Genomic DNA, 26074 nt, shown 5'->3' with positions numbered 1-26074 from the left:
AATGAATTTGTTTACCAGACTGATGACCACCACCGCCACGGCCACGCTGGTCCTGACCGGCGCGCTGGCGGCCGAGACATGGGACATGCCAATGGCCTATTCGGCGTCGAACTTCCATTCCGAAAACGGCGCAGAATTTGCCCAATGCGTGACCGCGGGCACCAACGGCGAGATCGAGATCACCGTTCACCCCGGCGGTTCGCTGTTTGCGGGCGCGGACATCAAGCGCGCAATCCAGACCGGGCAGGTCCAGATCGGCGAGCGGCTGCTCTCCGGCCACCAGAACGAGAATGCGATCTTCGGCTTTGACAGCATCCCCTTCCTGTCGCCCTCGTTCGAAGATCACGACCGCCTGTGGGCCGCCGCCAAGCCAACCATCGAAGAGGTCCTCGACGAGCAGAACCTCAAGCTTCTCTACTCCGTGCCATGGCCGCCGCAGGGTCTGTATTTCAAGAAGGAGGTCAACTCGGTCGCCGACTTGGAAGGCGTCAAATTCCGGTCCTACAACAACGCAACCAGCCGTCTGGCCGAACTGACGGGCATGTTGCCCGTCACCATCGAGGCGGCCGAGATCAGCCAGGCCTTTGCCACCGGTGTCGCGGAATCGATGATCTCTTCGGGGGCAACCGGATACGACCGCAAGGTGTGGGAAAGCCTGACGCATTTCTACGAGGTCGATGCCTGGCTGCCGCGCAACTACGTGATGGTCAACAAGGATGTCTGGGCGGATGCGTCCGACGCCAACAAGGCCGTGATTTCCGCCTGTTCGGGCGAAGCGGAGGCGCGCGGGTTGCAGGCGTCCAAGGACTACACGCAGTTCACGATGGACGGTCTGCGCGAGGGCGGCATGACCGTCGGCCCCGCCAGCGACCAGCTTATGACCGAACTGCGCGCCATCGGGGAGACAATGACCGCAGAATGGCTCGAGGCCGCAGGAGAGCAGGGCCAAGCGATCGTCGATGCCTACCGCGCGTCGAACTGAACGCCCCCTGCGCACCGGTCCCAGCGCGGGGCCGGTGCAACCTGATCGTTACATGAGGACCCTGTCCGATGAAAACGCTGCGCCGGTTTCTTGACTTTCTCTACCTTGCATCGGGCGTGTTGGCTGCGGTGTGCCTCGTCGCGATCCTTGCCTTGATCGTGGCGCAAATGGTCGCCCGCTGGACCGGCGAGATCTTTCCCGGCGCGGCACAATACGCAGGTTATGCAATGGCCGCCGCCAGCTTCCTGGCCTTCGCCAACGCGCTGAACCGGGGCGCGCATATTCGGGTGTCGGTCTTGCTGAACGCGCTGCCCGCCGGGCCGAAACGTCTGCTTGAAATCTGGTGCTTCGGCCTTGGTGCGGCGATTGCGTGGTATTTCACCTACTACGCCTATTGGTTCGTCTACTGGTCGTGGAAATTCAACGAAGTCAGCCAGGCGCAGGACGCGATCCAGCTTTGGATCCCGCAATCCGTGATGGTCGTGGGCGGCGGCATCCTTGCCATCGCGCTTACCGACAACCTGGTCCACGTCATTTTCAACGGCAGTCATCGCATCACCCGCGATCTGGTCGATCAAAGCTTTGGGGAGTGACGCCATGACCGAGATTTATGCCATCGTCCTGTTCCTGATCGTTCTTTTCGTGCTTCTGGGCACCGGTGTCTGGGTCGGCCTGGCCTTGATGGGTGTCGCATGGGTCGGGATGGAGCTGTTTACCACCCGTCCTGTCGGCGATGCGATGATCACGACGATCTGGGCCAGTTCAAGCAGTTGGACGCTGACCGCACTGCCGCTGTTCATCTGGATGGGCGAAATCCTGTACCGGACAAGACTGTCCGAGGACATGTTCAAGGGCCTCTCGCCCTGGCTGGCACGGCTTCCCGGCGGGTTGGTGCATACCAATATCGTGGCCTGCACCGTCTTTGCCGCGGTGTCGGGGTCGTCTGCCGCGACGCTGACCACCGTGGGCAAGATGTCGATCCCGGAACTGCGGGCGCGGCGATACCCCGAAAAGATGATCATCGGCACGCTGGCGGGCGCGGCCACGCTGGGCCTGATGATCCCGCCCAGCCTTGCGCTCATCGTCTATGGGGTGACGGTGAACGAATCGATCACCAAGCTGTTCTTTGCCGGCGTCTTTCCCGGCCTGCTGCTGGCCGCGATGTTCATGGGCTATGTCGCGGTGGTGTCCTTCACCTCAAAAGACTGGAATCCGTCGGTCGAAACCGGAATGAGTTTTGGCGAAAAGATTGCCAATTCGCGGTTCCTGTTGCCGGTGTTCGCGCTGATCGCGGTGGTGATCGGGTCGATGTACCTTGGCTATGCAACCGCCACCGAAGCCGCCGCGATCGGAGTGATCGGCGCGCTGACTCTGGCGCTGTTCCAAGGGTCGCTGACCGCGACGTCTTTTCGCGAAAGCCTGATGGGGGCGATGCGCACATCCGCCATGATCGCGCTGATCCTGGCGGGGGCTGCGTTTCTGAAGCTGTCGATGGGGTTCACCGGACTGCCCCGCGCCTTGGCCGATGGCATCGCCGCGATGGAACTGGGACGGTTCCAGTTGCTGATGGCGCTTTTGGTCTTTTACATCGTGCTGGGTATGTTTCTGGATGGTATTTCGTCGGTCGTCCTGACCATGGCCATCGTTGAGCCGATGGTGCGCAGCGCGGGTATCGACCTCATCTGGTTCGGTATTTTCGTGGTGGTCGTGGTTGAGATGGCGCAGATCACGCCGCCCATCGGCTTCAACCTGTTCGTGCTGCAAGGCATGACCGAACACGAGATGGGATATATCACCAAGGCCGCGCTGCCGATGTTCGCGATCATGGTTCTGATGGTCTTTGTGCTGATCTGGTTTCCCGAACTGGCGACATGGCTGCCGGACAACCTGCGCCAGACGCCGGGTTAGAGCCTGCCTGAATTGGAGCGTTTCCTATGGATGATCTCGGACCATGCCCGCACCTGCCTGATCGCCGGGCTGCTGGCGGGGCTGACCCTGCCGGGGCTGGCTGCCAGCCTGTTCGCGTGGTTGCCGCAGATGGTGGCCGGACTGTTGCTGATTACGTCGCTGCGCATCGGCCTGCGCGCGGCCACGGGCGCGCTGTCCGACCTGCGCTGGGGCCTTGGATCGGTGGCGGTTCTGCAACTCGGGGTGCCTTTGGCGCTGCTGGCGGCAATGTGGGGGCTGGGCCTGCATGGCACGCCGGTGGCAATGGTGCTGGTATTGGCCACCGCGGCGCCGGCGATCTCGGGCAGCGCAAACCTCGCGCTGCTGCTGGGTCAGGACGCGGGGCGGATGATGCAAATTCTCGTTCTGGGCACGGCCGCTTTTCCCCTGACGGTGCTGCCGCTTTTGTGGCTGCTGCCGCAGCTGGGCGACCCGGCACAGGTGATCGCGGCCGCACTGCGTCTGCTCGTGGTGATCTCGGCGTCTTGCGCTGCGGGCTTCGCGCTGCGCCGCTGGGCCTTTCCCGCCCCCTCGCCCGCGCGCATCAAATCGCTCGACGGGCTGTCGGTGCTGGCCTTTTCGGTGATCGTCGTGGCGCTGATGGCGGCCCTTGGCCCCGCTTTGCACGCCGATCCTGCGCGTGTGGCGCTCTGGGCGATCCTGGCCTTCGCCATCAGCTATGGCCTTCAGGTTCTGACGTTCACCTGCCTGCGCCGGGGGCGATTGGAACACGTGGCCGGGCCGCTTGCCATCGGCGCGGGCAATCGCAACATCGCGCTGTTTCTCGTGGCCCTGCCGGATCACGTCATGGCGCCCTTGATGATCTTTGTGGGCTGTTGGCAATTGCCCATGTACCTGACGCCGATCCTGTTGCGTCGGCTTTATCTGCCGGAGGCGCAGAATGACGAAACACCCTGAATTTCCCCGAATTCGCACTGTCGGGCTGTCCGGTCTGCTGGTCAGTTTCGGCGCTGCCATGTCAGAGCCCGCCAATCGCGCGGCACTTGCCTTTCGGGCGGCAGTCGACGCGAAAGGCTGGGACGAGGTGGCCGAGACCAGCACATCGCTTGTCTCGACCTTTTTGCGCGTCGATCTGGCCGCCGTTCCCACGCAGGACATGATCGACAGCCTGACGGCCTTGCTGGCCACACGCGACTGGTACGATGCGGCGCTGCCTTCGGGCCGCAAGCTGTGGTCGGTTCCGACGCTTTATGGCACCGATCTGGCGCCCCAACTCGAAGAGGCCGCGCAAGCCGCCGGTGTGGATGCCGACACCGCCATCACGGACCTGTCGCAAGCCCGTGTGCGCGTGCTGACCATCGGCTTTGCCCCCGGCCAGCCCTACATGGGCGAATTGCCGGACCATTGGAACATCCCGCGACAGCAGGGGCTGACCAAAAGCGTGCCGCAGGGTGCGCTGGTGGTCGCGATCAGGCAGCTCATCATCTTCACAAACGCCTCGCCGACCGGATGGCGACACGTGGGCCAGACCGCGTTCAAGACCTTCCGTCCCGAAAGCGAAACGCCCTTTGCCCTGTCGCCGGGGGACGAGCTGTCCTTTCCTGCCATCGACCGCGCCGAGCTTGACCATATCCGCAAGCATGACGACAGCGGCAATGGCGGCGCCACTTGGGAGGACATCGCATGAGCCGCACACTGACCATCCTGACCGCCGGTCCCGGCGTGTCGGTGCAGGACATGGGGCGCCCCGGCTACCTGTCGCAGGGCCTGACCCAAGGCGGGGCCGCCGATCCGGTGGCCCTGCACGAGGGCGCGGCGTTGCTGGGCCAGTCCGCCATGCTGGCCGCGATCGAGATGCCCGGCATGGGTGGCACCTTTGAGGCGAGCGCCGACACACGAATCGCGCTGACCGGCGCACGCATGTCCGCAAAGATCGACGACGATCCGGTCGTCTGGAATGCCAGCCATCTGTTGCCCGCCGGCGCGCGCCTGACCATCGGCGGCGCACAGACCGGGGCCTATGGCTATCTGCACGTGGGGGGCGGATTCGATACGCCCGTCCTGCTGGGTGCGCGCGCCAGTCACCTGAGCGCCGGGATCGGATCGGTGCTGGAGGCCGGCACCAGCCTTCCCATCGGCGCCGACAACGGCGGTGCGACCGGCAACGTGCTTACGCCGGTCGACCGGTTCGGCGGCGGGGCGGTGCGTATCGTGCCAAGCATGCAGACCGACGAATTCACACCCGAGACGCAAAACCGGTTCGAAGCCACCGAATTTCGGCGCGACGCGCGTGGCAACCGAATGGGTGTGCGGATGGATCAGCCCGGCGACGGTTTCTTTGCCGCAGATACGCTGAGCATCGTGTCCGAGGTGATCGTGCCCGGCGACATCCAGATCACCGGCGACGGCGCGCCCTTCGTATTGATGTGCGAATGCCAGACAACAGGGGGCTATCCGCGAATCGGAACGGTGATCCCCTGCGATCTGCCGCGCATCGCACAGGCGCAGGCAGGCACCGCGCTTCGGTTCGCCTTTGTCACGCCCGAGGAGGCCGCCCAGATCACCGCACGCGCCCGGACCGAGATCAAGACCCTGGCCGGACAGGTGCGCCCGCTGGTGCGCAACCCCCGCGACATTCGTGATCTGCTGTCCTACCAACTGGTCGGCGGCGTCGTGTCCGCGATGGCCGACCCATTTGCCACCCTGACCGAGGAACCCACACCATGACCCGCGTAGATCTGAATGCCGATATGGGCGAAAGCTTTGGCCCTTGGGTCATGGGCGACGATGCCGCCCTTTTGAAAACCGTCACCTCGGCCAATATCGCCTGTGGCGGGCATGCGGGCGATCCCGACGTGATGGCCGCCACCATGCGCATGGCCACCGACAACGATGTCGGCATCGGCGCGCATCCCGGGTTCACCGACCTTCAGGGCTTTGGCCGTCTGAGGATGCAGGTTCCGCGCGGCATGCTGCAAAATCAGGTCCGCTATCAGGTTGCCGCGTCGGTCGGGATGGCGCGGGCGGTCGGCGCCCACGTGCGTCATTTGAAACTGCACGGCGCGCTTGCCAACATGGCGTCGGAGGACGAGCTGCTGGCGCGCGACTGCTATGACGCGGCGCTGAGCGTGGCGCCCGACCTGATCGTCATGGTGCTGTCTGGCACCGCGCAGGAACAAGCGGTGCGCGCGCTGGGGTGCACATGGGCCGGAGAGATCTTTGCCGATCGCGCTTATAACGACGACGCGACACTCGTGGACCGCAGCAAGCCCGGGGCGGTGATCCACGATCCCGTCATCGCGGGCAAGCGCATGGTCGAAATGGTGCAGGCCGGTGCGATCATCACCGAATCGGGCAAGCGCATCGACACGCCGGTGGACACCATCTGCCTGCACGGCGACACGCCCACCGCCGTGCAGATCGCGCAGTCTGTCCGCAAGTCGCTGGAGGATGCCGGAATCACGGTCAGACGCTTCGACGGGCGCAACGGTTAACGGTGCCTGAGGCGCCATGAGGGAAAAGAAAAGTGGTGAGCCCGTCCGGGTTCGAACCGGAGACCTACTGATTAAAAGTCAGTTGCTCTACCAACTGAGCTACAGGCCCACTGGCGGCTTACTAGAAAGCTGGCGCGATAGGGTCAAGCCCTTAATCCCAAGTTTCTGGGCTACGGGCTGGAATAGTCTGCCGGGCGGCGTTATATGCGCGAAATGCTTGAGGATATTCACACCACTTTACCCTTCATGAAGATGCACGGGCTGGGCAACGACTTTGTCGTGCTCGACGGTCGCATGCACCGCATCGACGTCACGCCGGCGCTTGCGCGCGCCTTGGGTGACCGGCATCGGGGCGTTGGGTTCGACCAGCTGGCGCTGATGACGCGTGAGGGCCTCGGCGATGTGCATCTGACCTTTTTCAATGCCGACGGATCGCTGTCGGCGGCCTGTGGCAACGCAACCCGCTGCATCGCGCGCCGGGTGATGGAGGAAACCGGCAAGACGCAGCTGCACCTGACGACCGATCGTGGCAATCTGCTGGCGCAGGACATGGGCGGCGGGCTGACCGCGGTCAATATGGGTCAGCCGCAGCTTGACTGGGCAGAGGTGCCGCTGGCGCGCGAGATGGACACGTTGGAATTGCCCATCGACGGAACGCCGACGGCCACCGGAATGGGCAATCCGCATTGCACCTTCTTTGTCAGCGACGCCGAGGCCGTGGACCTGCCTGGCTTTGGCGCGGCCCATGAGCATCACCCGCTGTTTCCGCAGCGCACGAATGTACAGGTGGCGCAGATCGTCGGCCCCGACCATATCCGGATCCGGGTCTGGGAGCGCGGCGTCGGCGTGACATTGGCCTCCGGATCGTCGAGCTGTGCCACGGCGGTGGCTGCCGCGCGTCGGGGCCTGACGGGGCGCACCGTGCGGGTGGATCTGGATGGCGGCACGCTTGGCATCGACTGGCGCGACGACGGCGTGTGGATGACCGGGCCCACCGCGCATGTGTTCGACGGCGTCGTGACGGCCGCGTTCCTGGCGGAGATCGCGCAATGACCGCACCGGTGTTTTCCACCCTTGGCTGCCGCCTGAATGCCTATGAGACCGAAGCGATGAAGGATCTTGCCGCTGCCGCAGGTGTCGAAAACGCCGTGATCGTCAACACCTGTGCCGTCACTGCGGAAGCGGTGCGCAAGGCCCGGCAGGATATCCGCCGCCTGCGCCGCGATCATCCCGGCGCGCGGCTGATCGTGACGGGATGCGCCGCACAGACGGAACCAGAGACATTCACCGCGATGCCCGAGGTCGACGCCGTCATCGGCAACACCGAAAAGATGCAGGGTGCGACGTGGAAGGGGCTCGCCGCCGATTTCATCGGGGAGACAGAGGCGGTCCAGGTTGACGACATCATGTCGGTCACCGAAACCGCCGGCCATCTGATCGACGGTTTCGGCACCCGCAGCCGCGCATATGTGCAAGTGCAAAACGGCTGCGACCACCGCTGCACCTTTTGCATCATCCCCTATGGCCGCGGTAATTCGCGGTCGGTGCCCGCGGGTGTGGTCGTGGACCAGATCAAGCGGCTGGTGGACCGCGGCTATAACGAAGTCGTCCTGACGGGCGTGGACCTGACAAGCTGGGGCGCCGACCTTCCTGCCGCACCCAAGCTTGGCGATCTCGTGATGCGCATCCTGCGGCTGGTGTCCGACCTGCCGCGCCTGCGCATCAGCAGCATCGACAGCATAGAAGTGGACGACAACCTGATGCAGGCGATCGCCACCGAACCACGGCTGATGCCGCACCTGCACCTGTCGTTGCAGCACGGCGACGACATGATTCTCAAGCGGATGAAGCGGCGTCATTTGCGCGACGACGCCATTGCCTTTGCCACCGAGTCGCGAAAACTGCGCCCCGATATGACCTTCGGCGCCGACATCATAGCGGGCTTCCCGACCGAGACCGAAGCGATGTTCGAGAATTCGCTCAAGCTGGTGCAGGACTGCGATCTGACCTGGCTGCATGTGTTCCCCTATTCGGCCCGGCCCGGCACCCCCGCCGCGCGGATGCCCCCCGTGGACGGAAGGACGATCAAGACCCGCGCCGCGCGACTGAGAGCCGCGGGCGACGCGCAGGTCGCGCGGCATCTGGCGGCACAGCAGGGAAAGACGCATCACATCCTGATGGAAAACTCCACGATGGGCCGGACAGAGCAATTCACCGAAGTGGGCTTTGACGCGCCCCAGCCCGAAGGCAAGATCGTGACCGCCAAGATAACGGGGCGGCACGGTGCACGGCTGACGGCCTGACCGCCACGTCGGTCGCAAAGCCCGCCGGGCAAGACAGGTTCGCCCAATGCCGCGACAGCGACGACCTGTGGGCGGCACTTGTCGGCGTTGATACCCGCCAAGAGAAGAGGTCACGGGGGAACTGACGAAATCGCTCTGAAGATCTGTCTGTATTCACTTACGTTTTTCCCGCGCTGCGGGTAGGCTGCGTGGTAATAATTTGAAGAGCTTGATCATGATCCGTTCGCCCCTTCCCAAGACCGGTTTTCTGGCCGCCGCATCCGATGACCTGCGCGACATGCTGGATGGCCTAGCCACCGATGTCACGCTGTCAAAAGGCGACGTTCTGTTTGAAATGGGCGACGATGGCGATTCGCTGTGTGTAATCATCAGCGGTTCGGTCGAATTCAGCGTGCTGTCGCGCGAAGGGCGCAAGCTGTCGCTCGACGTGATGTGGGCCGGGGCGCTCTTTGGCGAGATTGCATTGTTCGATCCGGGCCCGCGCACGGCAACGGCAACGGCCCTTGAACGGACCCAATTGCGCATCGTCCGAAACGCCGATGTGCTGCGTGCCGTGCGCCATACGCCCGATCTTGCCGTCGATCTGATCCAGCTCGCCGGTGAACGCCTGCGCTGGATGAGCACGCAGTTGAACGAACAGGTCTTTTTGCCGCTGCCTGCGCGTTTGGCACGAAAGATCCTGCACCTGACCGTCCCGAACGCAGAGGAAAAGGCCGATCTGCCGTTGTCGCAATCCGATCTGGCCAACTTCGTCGGGGCCACCCGCGAGGCCGTATCGAAAACCATATCCACCTGGAAAAACGACGGTGTCATCGACGCCAGCCGGGGGGGATTACGGGTTCTGAATCGCGATGCGCTGCAGAAAATATCAGATTTTCAACGAATCTGACCTTTGATGTGATCTTGATCACATACACGGCGATCTGATCACGGCAGTGTCTACTCATTGCAAGTGAGTGGAGAATAGAACGGTCCAGTGTCTTGGCCTGCAAGCGATAATCGGAAGGGGATCGACGAGAGTTGCGTTTGACGCTCTGGGTTCGTCCCATGAAGGGGTGCGAAGCGGTCAGGAGACTTATTTCATCTCATCCCCAAGAGTCTGTTATTAGCCTGCCATGCGCGGTGCAGACAAAGAAAACCCCCCATGTCTTTCGGCATGGGGGGTTTTTGATGTTCACGATACCGGCAGCGGTCAGGAGGTCTTCTTGCCCTTGCCCTTGACCGGCGCCCAGATCCGCTTGTTCGTGAGGTACAACAGAACCGACAGCAAGGTCAGGAACACGACGCCGACGAAACCCGCCTGCTTGCGCGCCATCATCTTGGGCTCCGCGGTCCATGTCAGAAAGGCGGCAACGTCTTTCGACAATGCTTCGACGTCATTTTCGTGGCCGTCGATGAAGTCAACCGCACCGTCATACAGCGGCGGCGCCATTGCAATCCAGCCACCGGGGTAAGCGGTGTTTTCGTACAGAACCGCGCCCGCCTCTTCCTTGTCCTTGCCGGTATAGCCGGTCAGAAGCGACGCGATGTATTCCGGGCCGCCCATACCTTTGAAGAACTGGTTGATCCCAAGGCCGTAGGGGCCGTGAAACCCCGCGCGCGCCTTCGCCATCAGGCTCAGGTCGGGCGCGTTGGACAGGCTCGACTCGGGAAAGTGGTCGACTGGCGTCGCAGGCCGGAAATCTTCGATCTCCTCGTCGTAGACTTCGTAGCGTTCGGCATAGGCCCGCACCTGGTCTTCGGGCATGTCCGGGCCGCCTTCGTCAGACAGCGTACGGATCGGCACGAATTTCAGGCCGTGACAGGCCGAGCACACCTCGGTGTAGACCTGAAGACCGCGTTGCAACTGGTTCTGATCGAACGAACCGAACGGGCCTTCGAACGAGAAGTCGTAATCCTCGACGTAGCCCTCGACACCGGCGGCAAAAGCGCCGGTCGTACCAAGGGTCATGGCAACGATGGCCGGGATGGCAAATTTCTTCATCATTGTCTTTCCCTTCATTCCGCCGGATTGACCAGCGTTTTGGTGCCGCCGGTCTTGGGCGCCTTGTGCGCCTCGAAGTCGGCTTCGATCGTCTCTGGCTGCGGCAGCGGTTTTTCGATGACACCCAACAGTGGCAGGATGACAAGGAAGTATCCGAACCAATAGGCCGACGCGATCAGCGAGAAGGTGGCATAGGGCTCCTCGGCGGGCATGGCGCCAAGCCACATCAGCGCGAAGAAATCCACCACCAGCAGCGCAAACCACCACTTGAACATGGGACGATACCGACCCGACCGAACGCTCGATGTGTCCAGCCAAGGCGCCAGCGCCAGAACCGCGATCGCACCGAACATCGCCAACACGCCAAAGAACTTGGCGTCGATGATGCCACCGGTCACGAAGGACGCGATCTGCACCACCCAAACCTCGGAAGTGAAGGCGCGCAGGATGGCGTAGAAGGGCAGGAAGTACCATTCCGGCACGATGTGCGCGGGCGTCGCCAGCGGGTTCGCCTCGATGTAGTTGTCGGGGTGGCCGAGGTAGTTCGGCATGAAGCCGACGATGGCGAAGAAGATCGCAAGGATGACCGCCAGAGCGAACAGGTCCTTGATCACGAAGTAGGGCCAGAACGGCAGCGTGTCTTTCTCCGCTTCTTCCTTGGATCCGCGGCGCACTTCGACACCCGTGGGGTTGTTGTTGCCGGTGGTGTGGAATGCCCAGATATGCACCATGACCAGACCGGCGATGATGAACGGCATCAGGTAGTGCAGCGAGAAGAAGCGCGTCAGCGTCGCGTTGCCCACGGCGGGGCCGCCCAGCAGCCAGGTCTGCAGACCTTCACCGATGAACGGGATCGCACCGAAGAGGCCGGTGATCACTGTCGCGCCCCAGAAGGACATCTGACCCCAGGGCAGAACATAGCCCATGAACGCGGTGCCCATCATCAGCAGATAGATCAACATGCCGATGATCCACGTCACCTCGCGCGGTGCCTTGTACGATCCGTAGTACAGGCCCCGGAAGATATGCGCGTACACGGCGATGAAGAACAGCGATGCGCCGTTCGCATGCATGTAGCGCAGCATGAAACCGCCGTTCACGTTGCGCATGATGTGCTCGACCGACCCGAAGGCCAGATCGACATCGGGCGTGTAGTGCATCACCAGAACGATGCCGGTGATGATCTGCAGCGCCAGACAGAAAGTCAGCACGATGCCCCAGATCCACATCCAGTTCAGGTTTTTCGGCGTTGGGATCATCAGCGTGTCATACAGCAGACCCGCGATAGGCAGACGCTTGTAGAGCCACTTTTCGCCCTTTGACGTCGGTTCGTAATGGTCGTGAGGAATTCCAGACATTCGGCCTCTCCCTTAACCCAGTTTGATCGTTGATTCGTCGGTGAATTCGGCCACCGGCACGGGCAGGTTGCGCGGTGCGGGCCCTTTGCGGATCCGTCCGGCCGTGTCGTAGTGCGACCCGTGGCACGGGCAGAACCAGCCACCGAAATCGCCTGCGTCACCCAAAGGCACGCAGCCAAGGTGCGTACACACACCCATCTGGACCAACCATTCGCCGGTATCGTCCAACGCGCGGTTTTCATCCGTCGCGGGCACGTCGTCGGGCAGGTTTTCGTTGTTCGCGGTAGGATCGGGAAGCGCGCTGACATCGACGGCGCGTGCCTCGGCGATCTCTTCTTCGGTCCGGCGCCGGATGAACACCGGCTTGCCCAACCATTTCACGGTCAATTGCGTGCCGGCGTCGATGCCGCTGACATCCACACGAATAGAGCTGAGCGCCTGCACGTCGGCCGACGGGTTCATCTGGTTCACCAACGGCCAGACAGCGGCGCCTGCGGCGACGACACCTGTACCTGCGGTGGCATAGTAAAGGAAATCCCTCCGGGTGCCTTCGTGATCTTCTGCTTGGGACACGGGTTTACTCCAGTTGCTGGGCCCTCATGGGCCAATAATCCGGTCGGCCACGCGCGAACGCAGCCTTGCTCGGGTCGGTATGTAGCGTCCAGCGCGGCACACGTCCAGTGATCATGCGCGCGCAAACCGTCGCAGGCCGGGCCTGTATTTGCGGGGAAAACCGCGTCATGCACAGGATTTGCCCCGCCTGGCCGACCGTCAGACCGCCGGGGGGGCGGTCGCCTGCATCGATGCGCGCGAATCAAATTCGGCGAACCAATCGGCCAGCGCCTCGTTGCCCTTGCGCCATCCGCGTGCATCATGGCGGAAATCGACATAGCCAAGCGCGCAGCCGACGGCGACCTGTCCCATGTCGAGGGGCCCGGACAGATGGCTCATCCATTGGGTATCGAGCGCGTCGCAGACTGCCGCGATCTTGGACCACTGGCCGTCGACCCACTCGGGCCAGCGTTTGTCCTCGGGGCGCAGGCGGCCTTCGTAGGTCATCAGCAGTGCCGCATCCAGAATGCCGTCCGCCGCCGCTTCGAGGGTCAGCGTCTCCCACCGGCGCGATCCCGTCGGGTACAGCTTGTTGCCCGCGCGGGCATCGAGATAGGCGCAGATCACCCGACTGTCGAACAGCGTCGGCCCGTCGGGCCGCTCGAGCGCGGGCACCTTGGCCAGCGGGTTCATGGTTTTCAAGGTCGCATCGGGCGACACCGGCGTTGTCCCGTCAATCTGCTCGAGCGCGACATCCTTCAACTGACCGGTTTCATGCAAGAGCACCATCACCTTGCGCACGTAGGGTGAGGTCGGGCTGTAGTAGAGCTTCATCGCGGGGTGTCCTTTTGCGAAAGATATGCCGGCCACCCTAGCAGAGCGGTCAGTCCTGTCTATCGGCACCGCGCATCAACGCGGCGAGGGCTATGAGATCGGTGCCCAGTCCGTAACCTTCGACATGATCCGCGGCCTTCAGCCGGACATCGGCCGGTTTGTTCTGGTTCAGCTTCCACGTTCCATCGACGCCGGTGATCCGCAACGCGCACGGAACGATGGCGCGCATCATCCGGTCCATGGCGCCCTCTGTCATCTTGCTGCTGGTCCATGGCGGCTTGGGAAGCAGGCGGTGTTCGAACAGCCGCGACTGCCGGTCCAGCAGATCGCGCAGTTCCGACTGCGGGCGCATCTCCAGCATCCCGGTCACGTGCACCGCGACGTAGTTCCACGTGGGCACCTGATCCGCGATGCCGTACCAGTCCGGCGAGATATAGCTGTCAGGGCCCGTCACCGCGATCCGCGCCGGCACCGGCGCGCCGAGGCCTCGCACGATCGGGTTCGATTTGACAAGGTGCAGCCAGACCGTTTCGCCGTCCTCGTCCAAAAGGAACGGAACATGCGACACCAGGGGCCCTTGCGGTGCGTTCACCGCCAACATCCCAAAGGCCCGGTCGCGGGCAAAGGCAAGGTTATGGTCGGCGTCTTGGGTGTGGAAAACCGGATTGGGATGCATGGGACCGTCGATCGTGAAACGTCACGTCGGGTATTGCAGTCATGCCGCACTCTTGGCAACTTAATCTCGTTCTCAGGGCGGGGTGAAATTCCCCACCGGCGGTATGTGGCTTTTGCGCCACCAGCCCGCGAGCGGCCCCGCACCCTGTGTGCAGGGTGTCAGCAGATCCGGTGAGATGCCGGAGCCGACGGTCACAGTCCGGATGGAAGAGAATGCGGATGAACGGTACGCCCACTCGACCGAGGGCGTTGCCGCCATGCGTGATCGCCTTGGGTGGACGTGTCTGGACCAAAAAGGAGATCACAGGATGACACACACCCGATTTGCATTCGTAAAGGCCCGCTGGCACGCGGATATCGTGGACCGCAGCCTTGACGGCTTTACCCAGATCATTCCGGAAGCGCAGGTCGATGTATTCGACGTGCCCGGTGCCTTTGAACTGCCGTTGATGGCACGTGATCTGGCGGTGACGGGGCGCTTTGGTGCCGTGATCTGTGCAGCCTTTGTGGTCGACGGAGGAATCTATCGCCACGATTTCGTCGCACAGGCTGTGGTTGACGGCTTGATGCGCGCCGGGCTCGAGAGCGGCGTTCCCGTGCTGTCGGTTTCGCTGACCCCGCACCACTATCAGGAAACCGCGCATCATGCCGCGATCTACCGCGACCACTTCGTGACCAAGGGGCGTGAGGCGGCGCATGCGGCGCTGGCCATCGTCGAGGCACGCGATGCCCTGCGCGACAAGGCCGCCTGACGCCGTTTTCTGTCACAGAAACCGGGCCGGAATTTTCGAGAATTCCGCCGCCTTTCAGCCCAGGTAGGCCCGCAAGGCCGGCGGCGGATTGTCCAGCAGGTCCGCCGCCGGTTGCGGGGCATGCGCCCGACCGCCGTCGACAAAAATCACGTCGTCCGCGATAAGGCGCACGTCATCCGGCGTATGGGTCACCATCAGCAGGCTCGCGCCCTGTTCTGCCGTCAAATCGCGCACCAGTTCCAACATGTCGCGCCGAAGCGCCGGGCCCAGCGCGGCAAAGGGTTCGTCCAGCACGATCAACGGTCGCGCCTGTACCGACACGCGCGCCAGCGCCGCGCGGCTTTGCTGTCCGCCGGACAGTTTTCCGGGCTTCGTACCTGCGTATTGCGCGAGCCCGACACGGTCGAGCGCCAACGCGATCCGATCGCGATCGGCGGGCGACAACCGCAGGTCGGGGCGAAGGCCCAGGCCGACATTCTGCGCCACGCTGAGGTGCGGAAACAGGTTGTTGTCCTGAAACAGCATCGCCATCGGCCGCCGCCCCGGCGCCGTGCGGGTGATATCGCCGCCGTCCCAAAGGATACGCCCCGAGGCCAGCGGAACAAAGCCGCAGATCGCCCCCAGCAAGGTCGATTTCCCGGCGCCCGAGGGCCCGATGACCGCCACCTTACGCCCCGACGCCACCGTCAGGTCGGCTTCGAGCCTGAAGTCGCCCTGCTCTATCGTCACGCGGTCAAGTGTCAGCACCGGCGCGCCCCCCTGCATCGAACACCCAGAACACACCCAGAGCCAGCACCAGCAAGATCAGCGCGGCCCCCGCGGCGGCCTCCATGCGGTAGGCCCCCATCAATCTGTACATCTGCAACGGGAGCGTCGCGCGCTCGGGGTCGGCAAACAGCGCGATGACCCCCAGATCGCCCATCGACAATGCCCCGGTCAGCCCGGCGGCGAAGCCAAGCTGCGGGCGCAGCCGCGGCAGCAGCACCCATCGCCACAGCGCCCAGCCCCGCATGTCGAGCGCCGCGCCAAGGCGCCCGTACTGCAACAGCGTATCGCGCAGGCGCGGCACGAGAATGCGCAGCACGAACGGCAGCGCCATCAGCGCGTTGACCAGGGCCGTCACCGGCAGCGCCAGGGCGGCGGGATTGGCGACCGGGTTGATCAGGATGAACCACCCCGTGCCGATCATCAGCGGCGAAGCGGACAACCCCAACAGGCCGACCGCTTCGATACCGCCGCGCCGGCGCGGTGCAATAAGGGCAGCCATCGGAAGCGCGAGCACCCCCATGACGGCGACGCTGCTCAGGGCAACGCCGATCGACGCCGCCGCCGCCCGCCAGACAGAGGCGGGCACATCGTTCAACCCCGCCAGCCCGGCACCGAGAACAGCCACGAGCGGCAGCAGCAGAAACACGGTGGCGAGAAGGATCCAGACGGCATCCAGGCCACGCTGTCCGCCGCCACGGGCGTCCCAGCGTGTCAAGGGGCGGTCAAGCCCGGTTCCGAAGCTGATCGGCGGTATGAACCACAGCGCCAGCACCGCCACCCCGCCGGCCAGCACAAGCTGCACGACCGACAGGACCGCCGCGCGCCCGAGGTCGAAATCGAACCGGAACGCCTGATAGATCGCCAATTCGATCGTCGTCGCGCGCGGCCCGCCGCCCAGCGTCAGCGCCACGGCAAAGCTGGTCAGGCAGATCACGAACACCAGCGCCAGCGCCCCCGGCACCGCCTGCATCAACAGCGGCCACTCCAACGTGCGAAACACCATGCGCGGCCCAAGGTCCAACTGCGCGGCAAGGCGAAACCGCTCGACCGGGATCGACTGCCATGCCTGCAGCAAAAGCCGGGTTGCCAAAGGCAGATTGAAAAACACATGCGCAAGAACCACGCCGTGCAGACCATAGATCGACACCGGCGGCGCGCCCAGCGCATCGAGACCCAGGTTGACCCATCCCGCGCGCCCGAACACCGCCAGCAGGCCCAGCACCGCCGCGATCACGGGCAGGATGAAGGGCGCGCCCAACAGGGTTACCAACAACGCCCGCCCGGCAAACCTGCGCCGCGCCAGGGCCCGCGCGACCGGCACCGCCAACCCGACGGACAGGACGGCCGACCAGGTCGCCTGCACCACCGTGAATCGGATCGCGGACCAATCGCCCGCGCCCAACCCCCGGCTCGCATCCGCGCGCCACACCACGGCGGCCAGGGCCGACAGGATCAATGCCGCGACCGCAGCCGCCGCAAGCCCGCCCGGCCAGGCGCGTGGCGCAATTATCGCGACAGCGCGGTCAGCCATTCCTGCAACGCAGCGTCGCGCAGCGCCGGAACATCCTGCGGCGGAATCAGCAGCGCCTTGTCCGGCGTGACCAGCGAACTGAAGCCCTCGGGAAGCCCCGCCTCCGGCAGAACCGCCGGATACATCCAGTTGGTCGTGGGAATGATCGACTGGAACGCATCGCTAATCATGAACGTCAGGAAACGCTCCGCCAGATCGGGCTGATCGCTGGCCGCGAGCGTGCCAGCCACCTCGATCTGCATGTAGTGCCCTTCGTCGAACAGGGCAGCGGCCTTCGTCTCGTCCTCCTCGGCAATCAAGTGGTAGGCGGGCGAAGTTGTATAGCTCAGCACCATGTCCGCCTCCCCCTCTAGAAACAGGCCATAGGCTTCGGACCAGCCCTTGGTGACAGTCACCACATTGTCCGAAAGCCCCTGCCAGATCGCCGGCGCGTCATCGCCGTAGGCATCCTTGATCCACATCAGCAGCCCCAGTCCGGGCGTCGATGAACGCGGATCCTGGATGATGATTTTCAGATCACTGTCCGCCAGGTCCCGGAAATTGGAGGGCGCCGCCAGATCGGCGTTGTGCACGAAGGCGAAATAACCCCAGTCGTAGGGCACGAACACGTCGTCCCGCCAAGTGATCGGCAGGTCGAATGACGCGGATACGCCGCTTGGCGCGAACAGACCGGTGTTCTTGGCCGTGGCGATCAGGCTGGTATCAAGCCCCAGCACCACATCGGCGTCCGACCGCGCGCCCTCGAGCTTGAGCCGCGCAAGAAGCGCCGCCCCGTCGCCCGCACCCACGAAAATGAGATCGCAGTCGCAAGTTTCCTCGAATGCCGCTTCGACTGCCGGGCCGGGGCCCCAATCGGATACGAAACTGTCGTAGGTATAGATGACCAATTCCGGGGTCTCGGCCTGAACTGCGGCCCCCCCCATCGCGATTGCAGCCGAAATCGCCGTCAGTTTTGCTGCATGTGTAAGATACGTCATGGCATCCTCCATTATGCGGCGTCAGAAAAAGCATGGAGTAGATGTCCAGACCTTCCCTCCGCCGGTGTTAACCGGTTCAGGTTCAACGGGTCCGTGCATGTGCACATCTCAGCCAGAAAAGGCCCCCCGAGGTATGCTCAGACGTAGTGCAAGCGATGCACGAGTGCAACATGCCATCTGAATTGATCCAGAACAGTATCTGCGGCTCCCTACTCAGGGTAGTGTTAACAAAATTCACGAGAGGAAAGAAAATGAAACTAAATCATGCAGCTTGTGTCCTGACTGCGACCCTGTTGGCGTCCACCGCCTCAGCCCAGTCTTTTGAGTATCGCGGCAGTGTTGTGTCGCTTACCTATATCGACAACGACTTCGACGCGGCCCCTGGCGAAGCCGGGCAGCTGACCTCGACCACCGCCTTCGCTTTCGGCAATCTGCTGGGCGAGGTTTTCCTTGGCTACACGGACGAGAATTCCGCCGGGGCGAATTATGCGGAAACGACCACGATCGGTCTGCGCGGCCTCTACGAATTCTCGGACTCCTTCGCCGCGGGCGTCTACGCCCACCAGAACCTGTCCGACTTCGATGCCGGCGGCACCAACGACACCACCAATGTCGGCCTGGATGTACGCGCCAGCATGGGCGCCTATTCCTTTGACGGCTATTTCGGCGCCAACGAGGACGACACGAACACCTATGACGACTGGACCAGCCTTGGTCTGCGTGGGTCGGTGCAGATTTCAAACATGACGACGCTGTTCTTGCAGTATCAGCGCGACGATGCGACCGGCGGCGGACTGGATTTCGACGTCGACGCGGTGACGCTGGGCGCGACGCTTGACCTGCAGGGTGTCTATGCGCCCATCGGCCGGCCGGTCTATGTGACCGGCGAAATCGGACGCTGGAGCGGTCTGGGCGGTTCGCCCGACTGGACCCAGATCGCCGTGACGCTGAGCGTGCCCTTCGGCAACAACGCGGCCACGCCGCCCGCCTTCCGCGGGTCGCGCACGCTGTATACCGAATTCGGTTACTAAGCTCCGGCACCGAAACATCCGCATGCCCCGCGCCTGCCCTTGGCAAGCGCGGGGCATCGCTTTATGTGCTGGCCCAATCGTGGGAGAATGCGCATGAGCCTGAATAGCTTTGGTCACCTGTTTCGCGTGACGACATGGGGCGAAAGCCACGGGCCCGCACTGGGCGCGACAGTCGATGGATGCCCGCCCGGCGTCGCGATCGACGAAGCGATGATCCAGCATTGGCTGGACCGCCGCAAACCGGGCCAGAACAAATACACCACCCAGCGCCGCGAGGCCGACGAGGTCCGCATCCTGTCGGGCACCTTCGAAGGCGTGACCACCGGCACGCCGATCCAGTTGATGATCGAGAACACGGATCAGCGGTCGAAGGACTACGGCGACATCAAGGACAAGTTCCGTCCCGGTCACGCCGATATCACCTATTTCCAGAAATACGGCGTGCGCGACTATCGCGGCGGCGGGCGGTCCTCGGCGCGCGAAACGGCGTCGCGGGTGGCGGCGGGCGGCCTTGCCCGCGAAGCGATCCGCGCGATCGCCCCCGACATCCGGATCACCGGCTACATGGTGCAGATGGGCCAGCACAAGATCGACCGGGACGCGTTCGACTGGGATCAGATCGAACAGAACCCGTTCTGGGTGCCCGACGCCAAGGCGGCAAAGGAGTGGGCGGACTATCTTGACGGGCTGCGCAAATCCGGCAGTTCGGTCGGCGCCGTGATCGAAGTGGTGGCACGCGGTGTGCCAGCCGGCCTTGGCGCGCCGGTCTACGGCAAGCTCGACACCGATCTGGCCGCCGCGATGATGAGCATCAACGCCGTCAAGGGCGTCGAGATCGGCGAAGGCATGTCGGCTGCGATGCTTACTGGCGAATTGAACGCGGACGAAATTTTCATGGGCCCGAACGGTCCGGAGTATTCGTCGAATCACGCGGGCGGCATTCTCGGCGGGATCAGCACCGGCCAGGACGTCGTGCTGCGCTTTGCGGTCAAACCGACGTCAAGCATCCTGACCACCCGGCGCACCATCACCAAATCCGGCGAAAACACCGAGATCATAACCAAGGGCCGTCACGATCCCTGTGTGGGAATCCGCGCCGTGCCGGTCGGCGAGGCGATGATGGCCTGCGTCATCCTTGACCATATGCTGCTGCATCGCGGACAGGTGGGCGAAAACCGTGGCGTGATCGGCTAGGTCATGACGCGCGCGCACCGAACGATCCCCCAGCCCACAAAGATGCGCGCCCGATGAAGGTCGATGATTTCTCGGCGCGCCCGGCACTCGGCATCGGGCTCAAGCTTGTCGCGATATTCCTGTTCTCGACGATGGCGGCCATCATCAAGTTCATCTCGGATGACGTGCCGGCGGGACAGGCGGTCTTTTTCAGATCATTCTTCGCCATTCCGGTCATCCTGCTGTGGCTTGCGCAGCGCGGCCAGTTGCGCAGCGGGCTTGTCGCCAAGCGGCCGATGGGCCACGTCTGGCGCGGCCTGATCGGGACCACCGCGATGGGCCTGACCTTTACCGGTCTTGGCCTGTTGCCGTTGCCCGAAGTGACCGCGATCGGCTTTGCCGCCCCCATTTTCACCGTGATCCTTGCCGCGGTCCTGTTGGGCGAACGGATCCGCATGATCCGCGTGGGCGCGGTTGCCGTCGGCCTTGTCGGGGTGCTGATCATCCTGTCGCCACGGCTTGGTACGGCCATGACGCTGCAGGATACGGCGACCATCGGCGCGCTGTGCATCCTGATCGCCACCTTGATGCGGTCGCTGGTGCAGATTCACATTCGCCAACTGGTCCAAACCGAACATACCGCCGCGATCGTGTTCTACTTTTCGGCCACCGCATCGCTTTTGGCGCTGCTGTCGCTGCCCTTTGGCTGGGTCATGCCGGATGGCCAGACATTGGCGTTGCTGGTCTGCGTCGGGCTGATCGGCGGTGTGGCCCAGATTCTCGTCACGTCATCCTACCGCTATGGCTCGGCGTCGATGCTGGCACCCTACGATTACTCCTCGATGCTGTTTGCCATCGTGATCGGCTATGTCTGGTTCGGCGAATTGCCCACGGTCGTGATGCTTGCCGGGGCGAGCCTTGTGATCGGCGCGGGTGTGCTGGTGATCTGGCGCGAGCACCAACTGGGGCTGGAACGCGGCAAGGCCCGGTCGGTCACCGACCCCAAAGCCTGACGCGCCAACGCAACGGCGTGCGCGCGTCTCGGGCCGCCGAACATTTCCCGCAGGGCAAGAACAGCGTGCTACTCTGGCCTTCTGACTGCGGGGGAATCATCCGATCACGGCGTCGGGGCCTCGCTCATTTTTGGGAGGACTACCTATGAAACAAATATCATTTTTACCGCTCGTCTGCGCCCTGGGCATTGCCGCCGGGGCGGTCGCCGCGCAAGACTGCGCGCCGTCCAAATGGGGTGCCGACGATCAGATCGGATCCGCCAACCTGGTGACGCCGGAAAACACGCTCAAGGCGGCAGCCCTGATCAAGCAGGGGAAATCCTTGCCGCTGGGCATCACGATCGGGCCCGATACGCCGGCCTTTCCGCCACGATCCCTGAGCCTGCAGGTGGTCCAGCCCAATCAGCAGGGCGGTCAGAAGCTGACCGGCTTCGGCTACGAAGGCAACTATAATGACGATCTGCTGCAAACCTGGATCGGCATCGGATCGCAGCTTGATGGCCTGGGCCACCTTGGCGAGGACGGGATGTATTACAACTGCCTCGACGAGAAAGAGATTTCAGCGATCACAGGGCTGACGAAACTGGGCACCCACGCGGTGCCGCCGCTGGTCGGCCGGGGTGTGATCCTCGACATGGCGGCGCAGGCCGGCAAGGAGATGCTGGAGGCCGGAGAATATTTCGGCGAGGCCGAGATCAAGGCCGCCGCCGAGGCGCAGGGCGTGACCCTGGGCGAGGGCGATATCATTCTGTTCCACACCGGCTGGACCGAAGGCATGCTGGAAAGCGAACCGATGGCATGGGGCAGCGCCGAGCCTGGCCTGAGCAATGAAGGCGCGGTGTATATGGCCTCGCTGAACCCGATGGCCGTGGGCGCCGACACCTGGGGCCTTGACGCGGTGCCGCCGGCGCCGGGCGACAAGGTGTTCTACGGGCATGTGACACTGCTCAAGGACAACGGCATCTATATCCTCGAGACGATGAACACCGGCCCCCTGCTGCGCGACGGCGTGAACGAGTTCATGTTCGTTCTGGGCCAGCCGCGAATTCGCGGCACCGTTCAGGCGATGATCAACCCGGTCGCCCTTTACTGATGTGCGTCCCGTCGCCCTTGTCGCCGGGCGGCGGGAGTTTTCGGAACGTCCGCGCCACGCGGGCGTTTTGACATCATGGAAACACGAAACCACGCGCCTGCGTCTCTCAAGACCCGGCTCGCCCGCGCCCTGCATCCCATCGAGCGCGCGGTGGACAGGATCAAATACCGCGCGGCCAAGAATCCCGTGATCGAGCCCTACCTGGGTTATGCCACGGCCGACCGTCTGGTGCTTCGCGGGCGCGTGCTCAGCGCCGTGCACCGCGACAGCGCGCGGCACGACCAAAGCAGGTGGATCAACCTCAAGCAGATGCTTTTGCTGTTTGCCACGGACGAGGTCACGGGCATCACCGTGACCGCAGGCGGCGTGGACGGCGTAACGGACGAGGAAGGCTATTTCACCCTCCTGCTGCCACGCCCTGATGTCGCGGGCTGGCACAGCGTCGAGGCGCATCTGCCCGACCATCCCAAGACGCAGGTGACGCTGCAAGCCCTGGTGCCCGACTCCGGCGCCGCATTCGGCGTGATTTCGGATATCGATGACACCGTGCTCGAGACGGGCGCCTTTTCACTGGCGCGCAACCTTTGGACATCGCTGACGGGCAATGCTCTGACCCGGCACGTGTTTCCCGATGCCGTGGCACTGATCGACAGGCTGCATGACGGGCGCAACCCGGTCTATTATGTCAGTTCCTCTCCGTGGAACCTGTTCCGGTTCCTGATCGCGATATTTGATCGGCACAGACTTCTGCGCGGTCCGATGTTCCTGCGTGATCTGGGGCTTTCAGAGACGCAGTTCATCACCGGCACCCACGGTGGCCACAAGGGATCGTCCATCGATGCGATCCTTGGCGCCAACCCCGAGCTGTCTTTTGTTCTGATCGGCGACACCGGGCAAGAGGACGCGCATGTGTATCTGGACGCGCACCGTCGCCATCCCGGCCGCATCCGCACGGTCATTCTGCGGGAACCGGGGCCGGGGCCGGACCACGCCAGCAAAACGGCAATTGCACAGATGTCCGCCGAAAACCTGCGCGTGATGACCGGACCTGATTTCAGCAAGGTCAACCTGAAAGCCGTCTGAGGCATCACCCTGCCCAAGCCGCCATATCTTGCGATCCACGCGAGGTCGATTGATGCGGTCAGACACGGTCGGGGCTGCGATTGGTCGTTCAGCGGGGCCATGCCGGGCCTTTCCCGACGCTCTTGTGACGAAAACGCCGCCGAAACCATCGCCGGGGCCGCTCCGCAAGCGCATTGTTCGGATCACGACAGCCGCCCGGAATTGGAAAGCGGGTTGTTACGCCCGCTCTCCTTTAGCCTAGCTGCGCACCAGCGTTTCGTAGCCCTGGGCAATGTCGCGCGTCAAAGCGCCGACCTCGAAGTTGTAGTCGCCAATCTGGCCGACGGGCGTCACTTCGGCGGCAGTTCCGGTCAGCCAGCACTGCTCGAACCCTTCCAGTTCGTCGGGCATGATGTGGCGCTCGTGCACCTTGACCTGCCGGTCCTTGAGCATCCCGATCACCGTCTGGCGCGTGATCCCGTTGAGGAAACAGTCAGGATCCGGCGTGTGCACCTCGCCATCCTTGACGAAGAAGATATTGGCGCCTGTCGCCTCTGCCACATAGCCGCGATAATCGAACATCATCGCATCCGAGCATCCCTTCGCCTCTGCCGCGTGTTTGGACATCGTGCAGATCATGTAAAGACCGGCAGCCTTGGCATGGCTCGGGATCGTTTCGGGCGACGGGCGCTTCCACCTGGAAATGTCGAGCTTGGCGCCCTTCATCTTGGCATCGCCGTAATAGGCGCCCCATTCCCAGGCTGCAATCGCGAGGCGCACGGGATTCCGCGCGGCGGCGACGCCCATGTCCTCGCCCGATCCGCGCCATGCGATTGCGCGCACGTAAGCATCCTTCAGACCGCTCGCGGCCAGCACTTCGACCTTGGCGGCTTCGATCTCGTCCACGGTGTAGGGAATTTCGAAATCGATCATGTTGGCGGACCGCCGCAGACGTTCGGAATGTTCGCGCGACTTGAAGATCTTGCCATTATAGGCGCGTTCGCCTTCGAAGACTGAGGACGCGTAGTGCATTGCATGGGTCAGGATGTGGACATTGGCCTCGCGCCAGTCGATCATCTTGCCATCCATCCAGATCAATCCGTCCCGATCGTCATACCCGCCCGTCATTCTGCGTCCTCCATTGATATCCACGCATGGTTTCCATTTATTGCGCCATATACGTCCGATACGGACATAAAGTTGCGCAAAACCTGCCGAGGGATAGCCCTTCCCCCTTGGAATGTCAACAACACTGACGTAAGCTGTTTACGACACCGACCACAAAGCGAGAGTGACCATGTCAGACGGGCGCAGCGCAAACCCCTACAGCGGCGAGAACCTGCTGTTTCTGACCGATGAACAGTTGCGGCAGGGGATCGAGGCGATGTTCTTTGCCTATCGCGGCTTCACCGCCGATCCGGACCGCATTCTGGCGGATATGGCATACGGGCGCGCGCATCACAGGGCGGTGCATTTCATCAATCGGGCGCCGGGCACCACGGTCAACAACCTGCTGAATATTCTCGGGGTCACGAAACAATCGCTGAACCGTGTGTTGCGCACGCTCATCGCCGATGGTCTGGTGGAAAGCAGGGTCGGACAGACCGACAAGCGAGAGCGGCACCTGTACCTGACGGAGGCAGGGCACGCGTTGGAGCAAACCCTGTCGGATGCGCAGCGCGCGCGCATGCGCGCGGCGTTCCGCGACGCGGGCCCGAATGCGGTGGCCGGGTTTCGCACCGTACTCGAGGCGATGATGGACAGCGAATTGCGGCATGCGTACACCAGATTGAAGGATGCGGCGTCATGAGCGACAAGGACGCACATCTGCTGATCGTCGATGACGATGAGCGTATTCGCGACCTCTTGAAGAAATTCCTGATGCGTGCCGGGTTCCTGGTGACGGCGGCGCGGGACGCCGCCCATGCGCGGCGCATCCTGGCCGGGCTGGATTTCGACCTGATCGTGATGGACGTGATGATGCCCGGCGAGGACGGCGTCGCGCTGACCCGGTCGCTGCGCGAGACGATGCAGACGCCGATCCTGCTGCTGACCGCCAAGGGGGAAACGGACAACCGGATCGACGGGTTCGAGGCCGGCGCGGACGATTACCTGCCCAAACCCTTCGAACCCCGGGAATTGCTGCTCAGGATCAATGCCATCCTGCGGCGGATGCCGGACGCCCCGGTCGAAGCGGCCGTGCCCAAGATGCTTACGCTGGGCCCGATCCGCTATGACATGGAGCGCGGCGAGATGTGGCAGGGCGCCGATCTGGTCCGGCTGACCGCGACGGAAATGCACCTGATGAAGATATTCTCTGCCAGCTGCAACGAGGCGATCAGCCGTGCGAAGCTGGTCGAGGAACTGGGGCGCGATCGCGGCCAGGCGCAGGAACGTGCCGTGGACGTGCAGATCACCCGCCTGCGGCGCAAGATCGAGGCCGACCCCAAGCAGCCGCGTTACCTGCAGACCGTGCGTGGCGCGGGTTATATGCTGGCCCCGGACTGAGGGCTGACGGAGCAGCGCCCCGGGGGCTGTCTGCCCCCGGACCCCCGACGGTATTTTATCCATTTGGAAGACAGGC

Annotated in this window: 27 protein-coding genes, 1 tRNA gene and 2 riboswitches; of the genes, 18 read left to right on the top strand and 10 right to left on the bottom strand. The window is 63.5% G+C overall.

The window, feature by feature from the left end; all coding sequences use genetic code 11:
* Nucleotide 1 precedes the first annotated feature (1 nt).
* The 7 genes from FDT80_RS10775 to FDT80_RS10745 all read left to right on the top strand — a co-directional run bounded on the left by FDT80_RS10775 (nucleotide 2) and on the right by FDT80_RS10745 (nucleotide 6384).
* Nucleotides 2–982: a TRAP transporter substrate-binding protein gene (locus FDT80_RS10775; RefSeq protein WP_138662281.1), complete on the top strand. Its 981-nt coding sequence runs from the start codon at nucleotides 2–4 to the stop codon at nucleotides 980–982.
* Nucleotides 983–1050: 68 nt separating this feature from the next.
* Nucleotides 1051–1575, top strand: coding sequence for a TRAP transporter small permease (locus FDT80_RS10770; RefSeq protein ID WP_138662280.1), 525 nt, complete (start codon nucleotides 1051–1053; stop codon nucleotides 1573–1575).
* 4 nt (nucleotides 1576–1579) lie between these two features.
* The gene (locus tag FDT80_RS10765) at nucleotides 1580–2890 is read left to right on the top strand and encodes a TRAP transporter large permease (RefSeq protein ID WP_138662279.1); all 1311 of its coding nucleotides are present in this window, start codon (nucleotides 1580–1582) and stop codon (nucleotides 2888–2890) included.
* Nucleotides 2891–2920: 30 nt separating this feature from the next.
* A complete protein-coding gene (locus tag FDT80_RS10760) occupies nucleotides 2921–3847 on the top strand; it encodes a hypothetical protein (protein WP_138662278.1) in 927 nt (308 codons plus the stop codon).
* Nucleotides 3831–4577, top strand: coding sequence for a 5-oxoprolinase subunit B family protein (locus FDT80_RS10755; RefSeq protein ID WP_138662277.1), 747 nt, complete (start codon nucleotides 3831–3833; stop codon nucleotides 4575–4577). The genes FDT80_RS10760 and FDT80_RS10755 overlap by 17 nt, the downstream gene beginning before the upstream one ends.
* Nucleotides 4574–5617: a 5-oxoprolinase subunit C family protein gene (locus tag FDT80_RS10750; protein WP_138662276.1), complete on the top strand. Its 1044-nt coding sequence runs from the start codon at nucleotides 4574–4576 to the stop codon at nucleotides 5615–5617. The genes FDT80_RS10755 and FDT80_RS10750 overlap by 4 nt, the downstream gene beginning before the upstream one ends.
* The gene (locus FDT80_RS10745; RefSeq protein ID WP_138662275.1) at nucleotides 5614–6384 is read left to right on the top strand and encodes a LamB/YcsF family protein; all 771 of its coding nucleotides are present in this window, start codon (nucleotides 5614–5616) and stop codon (nucleotides 6382–6384) included. The genes FDT80_RS10750 and FDT80_RS10745 overlap by 4 nt, the downstream gene beginning before the upstream one ends.
* A gap of 33 nt (nucleotides 6385–6417) precedes the next feature.
* On the opposite strand, the gene FDT80_RS10740 is transcribed toward FDT80_RS10745, so the two are convergent.
* Nucleotides 6418–6493, bottom strand: a tRNA-Lys gene (locus FDT80_RS10740).
* Nucleotides 6494–6588: 95 nt separating this feature from the next.
* Between FDT80_RS10740 and dapF the strand changes: the two genes are divergently transcribed.
* From dapF to FDT80_RS10725, 3 genes are all read left to right on the top strand, one after another.
* A complete protein-coding gene (gene dapF, locus FDT80_RS10735) occupies nucleotides 6589–7437 on the top strand; it encodes a diaminopimelate epimerase (RefSeq protein ID WP_425471991.1) in 849 nt (282 codons plus the stop codon).
* Nucleotides 7434–8687 carry a tRNA (N(6)-L-threonylcarbamoyladenosine(37)-C(2))-methylthiotransferase MtaB gene (mtaB, locus tag FDT80_RS10730; RefSeq protein WP_138662274.1) on the top strand — a complete coding sequence of 418 codons (1254 nt, stop codon included), beginning with the start codon at nucleotides 7434–7436 and terminating at the stop codon, nucleotides 8685–8687. The genes dapF and mtaB overlap by 4 nt, the downstream gene beginning before the upstream one ends.
* 214 nt (nucleotides 8688–8901) lie before the next feature.
* Nucleotides 8902–9576 carry a Crp/Fnr family transcriptional regulator gene (locus FDT80_RS10725; RefSeq protein ID WP_138662273.1) on the top strand — a complete coding sequence of 225 codons (675 nt, stop codon included), beginning with the start codon at nucleotides 8902–8904 and terminating at the stop codon, nucleotides 9574–9576.
* Between the two features lie 303 nt (nucleotides 9577–9879).
* Here FDT80_RS10725 and FDT80_RS10720 read toward each other — a convergent pair whose 3' ends face one another.
* From FDT80_RS10720 to FDT80_RS10700, 5 genes are all read right to left on the bottom strand, one after another.
* On the bottom strand, nucleotides 9880–10674 hold the full coding sequence (locus tag FDT80_RS10720; protein WP_138662272.1) for a cytochrome c1: 795 nt from the start codon (nucleotides 10672–10674) through the stop codon (nucleotides 9880–9882).
* Nucleotides 10675–10685: 11 nt separating this feature from the next.
* A complete protein-coding gene (petB, locus tag FDT80_RS10715) occupies nucleotides 10686–12029 on the bottom strand; it encodes a cytochrome b (protein ID WP_138662271.1) in 1344 nt (447 codons plus the stop codon).
* A gap of 12 nt (nucleotides 12030–12041) precedes the next feature.
* Nucleotides 12042–12602 (bottom strand): ubiquinol-cytochrome c reductase iron-sulfur subunit, encoded by a 561-nt coding sequence (gene petA, locus FDT80_RS10710; RefSeq protein WP_138662270.1) that lies wholly within the window; start codon nucleotides 12600–12602, stop codon nucleotides 12042–12044.
* A 198-nt stretch (nucleotides 12603–12800) separates the two neighbouring features.
* A complete protein-coding gene (locus tag FDT80_RS10705) occupies nucleotides 12801–13415 on the bottom strand; it encodes a glutathione S-transferase (protein ID WP_138662269.1) in 615 nt (204 codons plus the stop codon).
* A 49-nt stretch (nucleotides 13416–13464) separates the two neighbouring features.
* Nucleotides 13465–14091 (bottom strand): FMN-binding negative transcriptional regulator, encoded by a 627-nt coding sequence (locus tag FDT80_RS10700; RefSeq protein WP_138662268.1) that lies wholly within the window; start codon nucleotides 14089–14091, stop codon nucleotides 13465–13467.
* Nucleotides 14092–14155: 64 nt separating this feature from the next.
* Nucleotides 14156–14309: riboswitch (FMN riboswitch) on the top strand.
* 89 nt (nucleotides 14310–14398) lie between these two features.
* Between FDT80_RS10700 and FDT80_RS10695 the strand changes: the two genes are divergently transcribed.
* The gene (locus tag FDT80_RS10695) at nucleotides 14399–14842 is read left to right on the top strand and encodes a 6,7-dimethyl-8-ribityllumazine synthase (RefSeq protein WP_138662267.1); all 444 of its coding nucleotides are present in this window, start codon (nucleotides 14399–14401) and stop codon (nucleotides 14840–14842) included.
* A 54-nt stretch (nucleotides 14843–14896) separates the two neighbouring features.
* On the opposite strand, the gene FDT80_RS10690 is transcribed toward FDT80_RS10695, so the two are convergent.
* The 3 genes from FDT80_RS10690 to thiB are packed head-to-tail and all read right to left on the bottom strand — an operon-like array spanning nucleotide 14897 to nucleotide 18118.
* The gene (locus FDT80_RS10690; protein WP_138662266.1) at nucleotides 14897–15589 is read right to left on the bottom strand and encodes a thiamine ABC transporter ATP-binding protein; all 693 of its coding nucleotides are present in this window, start codon (nucleotides 15587–15589) and stop codon (nucleotides 14897–14899) included.
* Nucleotides 15576–17141, bottom strand: a complete 1566-nt coding sequence (locus FDT80_RS10685) for a thiamine/thiamine pyrophosphate ABC transporter permease ThiP (RefSeq protein ID WP_138662265.1) — start codon at nucleotides 17139–17141, stop codon at nucleotides 15576–15578. The genes FDT80_RS10690 and FDT80_RS10685 overlap by 14 nt, the downstream gene beginning before the upstream one ends.
* Nucleotides 17117–18118 carry a thiamine ABC transporter substrate binding subunit gene (gene thiB, locus FDT80_RS10680; protein WP_170311846.1) on the bottom strand — a complete coding sequence of 334 codons (1002 nt, stop codon included), beginning with the start codon at nucleotides 18116–18118 and terminating at the stop codon, nucleotides 17117–17119. The genes FDT80_RS10685 and thiB overlap by 25 nt, the downstream gene beginning before the upstream one ends.
* Nucleotides 18119–18154: 36 nt before the next feature.
* Nucleotides 18155–18257, bottom strand: a riboswitch (TPP riboswitch).
* 202 nt (nucleotides 18258–18459) lie between these two features.
* Between thiB and FDT80_RS10675 the strand changes: the two genes are divergently transcribed.
* The 5 genes from FDT80_RS10675 (at nucleotide 18460) to FDT80_RS10655 (ending at nucleotide 23511) form a co-directional block, all read left to right on the top strand.
* Nucleotides 18460–19149 carry a porin gene (locus FDT80_RS10675; RefSeq protein ID WP_138662264.1) on the top strand — a complete coding sequence of 230 codons (690 nt, stop codon included), beginning with the start codon at nucleotides 18460–18462 and terminating at the stop codon, nucleotides 19147–19149.
* A gap of 93 nt (nucleotides 19150–19242) precedes the next feature.
* Nucleotides 19243–20343: a chorismate synthase gene (aroC, locus tag FDT80_RS10670; RefSeq protein ID WP_138662263.1), complete on the top strand. Its 1101-nt coding sequence runs from the start codon at nucleotides 19243–19245 to the stop codon at nucleotides 20341–20343.
* 53 nt (nucleotides 20344–20396) lie between these two features.
* Nucleotides 20397–21335, top strand: a complete 939-nt coding sequence (locus FDT80_RS10665; RefSeq protein ID WP_138662262.1) for a DMT family transporter — start codon at nucleotides 20397–20399, stop codon at nucleotides 21333–21335.
* A gap of 145 nt (nucleotides 21336–21480) precedes the next feature.
* Nucleotides 21481–22428 carry a cyclase family protein gene (locus tag FDT80_RS10660; protein WP_138662261.1) on the top strand — a complete coding sequence of 316 codons (948 nt, stop codon included), beginning with the start codon at nucleotides 21481–21483 and terminating at the stop codon, nucleotides 22426–22428.
* A 75-nt stretch (nucleotides 22429–22503) separates the two neighbouring features.
* Nucleotides 22504–23511 (top strand): App1 family protein phosphatidate phosphatase, encoded by a 1008-nt coding sequence (locus FDT80_RS10655; RefSeq protein WP_138662260.1) that lies wholly within the window; start codon nucleotides 22504–22506, stop codon nucleotides 23509–23511.
* Between the two features lie 237 nt (nucleotides 23512–23748).
* On the opposite strand, the gene FDT80_RS10650 is transcribed toward FDT80_RS10655, so the two are convergent.
* Nucleotides 23749–24618 carry a branched-chain amino acid aminotransferase gene (locus FDT80_RS10650; RefSeq protein ID WP_138662259.1) on the bottom strand — a complete coding sequence of 290 codons (870 nt, stop codon included), beginning with the start codon at nucleotides 24616–24618 and terminating at the stop codon, nucleotides 23749–23751.
* 169 nt (nucleotides 24619–24787) lie between these two features.
* Between FDT80_RS10650 and FDT80_RS10645 the strand changes: the two genes are divergently transcribed.
* Nucleotides 24788–25300 carry a MarR family winged helix-turn-helix transcriptional regulator gene (locus FDT80_RS10645; RefSeq protein ID WP_138662580.1) on the top strand — a complete coding sequence of 171 codons (513 nt, stop codon included), beginning with the start codon at nucleotides 24788–24790 and terminating at the stop codon, nucleotides 25298–25300.
* Nucleotides 25297–25998, top strand: coding sequence for a response regulator (locus FDT80_RS10640; protein WP_138662258.1), 702 nt, complete (start codon nucleotides 25297–25299; stop codon nucleotides 25996–25998). The genes FDT80_RS10645 and FDT80_RS10640 overlap by 4 nt, the downstream gene beginning before the upstream one ends.
* Nucleotides 25999–26074: the final 76 nt, after the last annotated feature.

This window comes from Sulfitobacter sabulilitoris (assembly GCF_005887615.1).
In the GTDB taxonomy this organism is placed as follows: domain Bacteria; phylum Pseudomonadota; class Alphaproteobacteria; order Rhodobacterales; family Rhodobacteraceae; genus Sulfitobacter_E; species Sulfitobacter_E sabulilitoris.
Note: the sequence above shows the minus strand (reverse complement) of the source record. Positions and strands in the feature narration are given on the sequence as shown.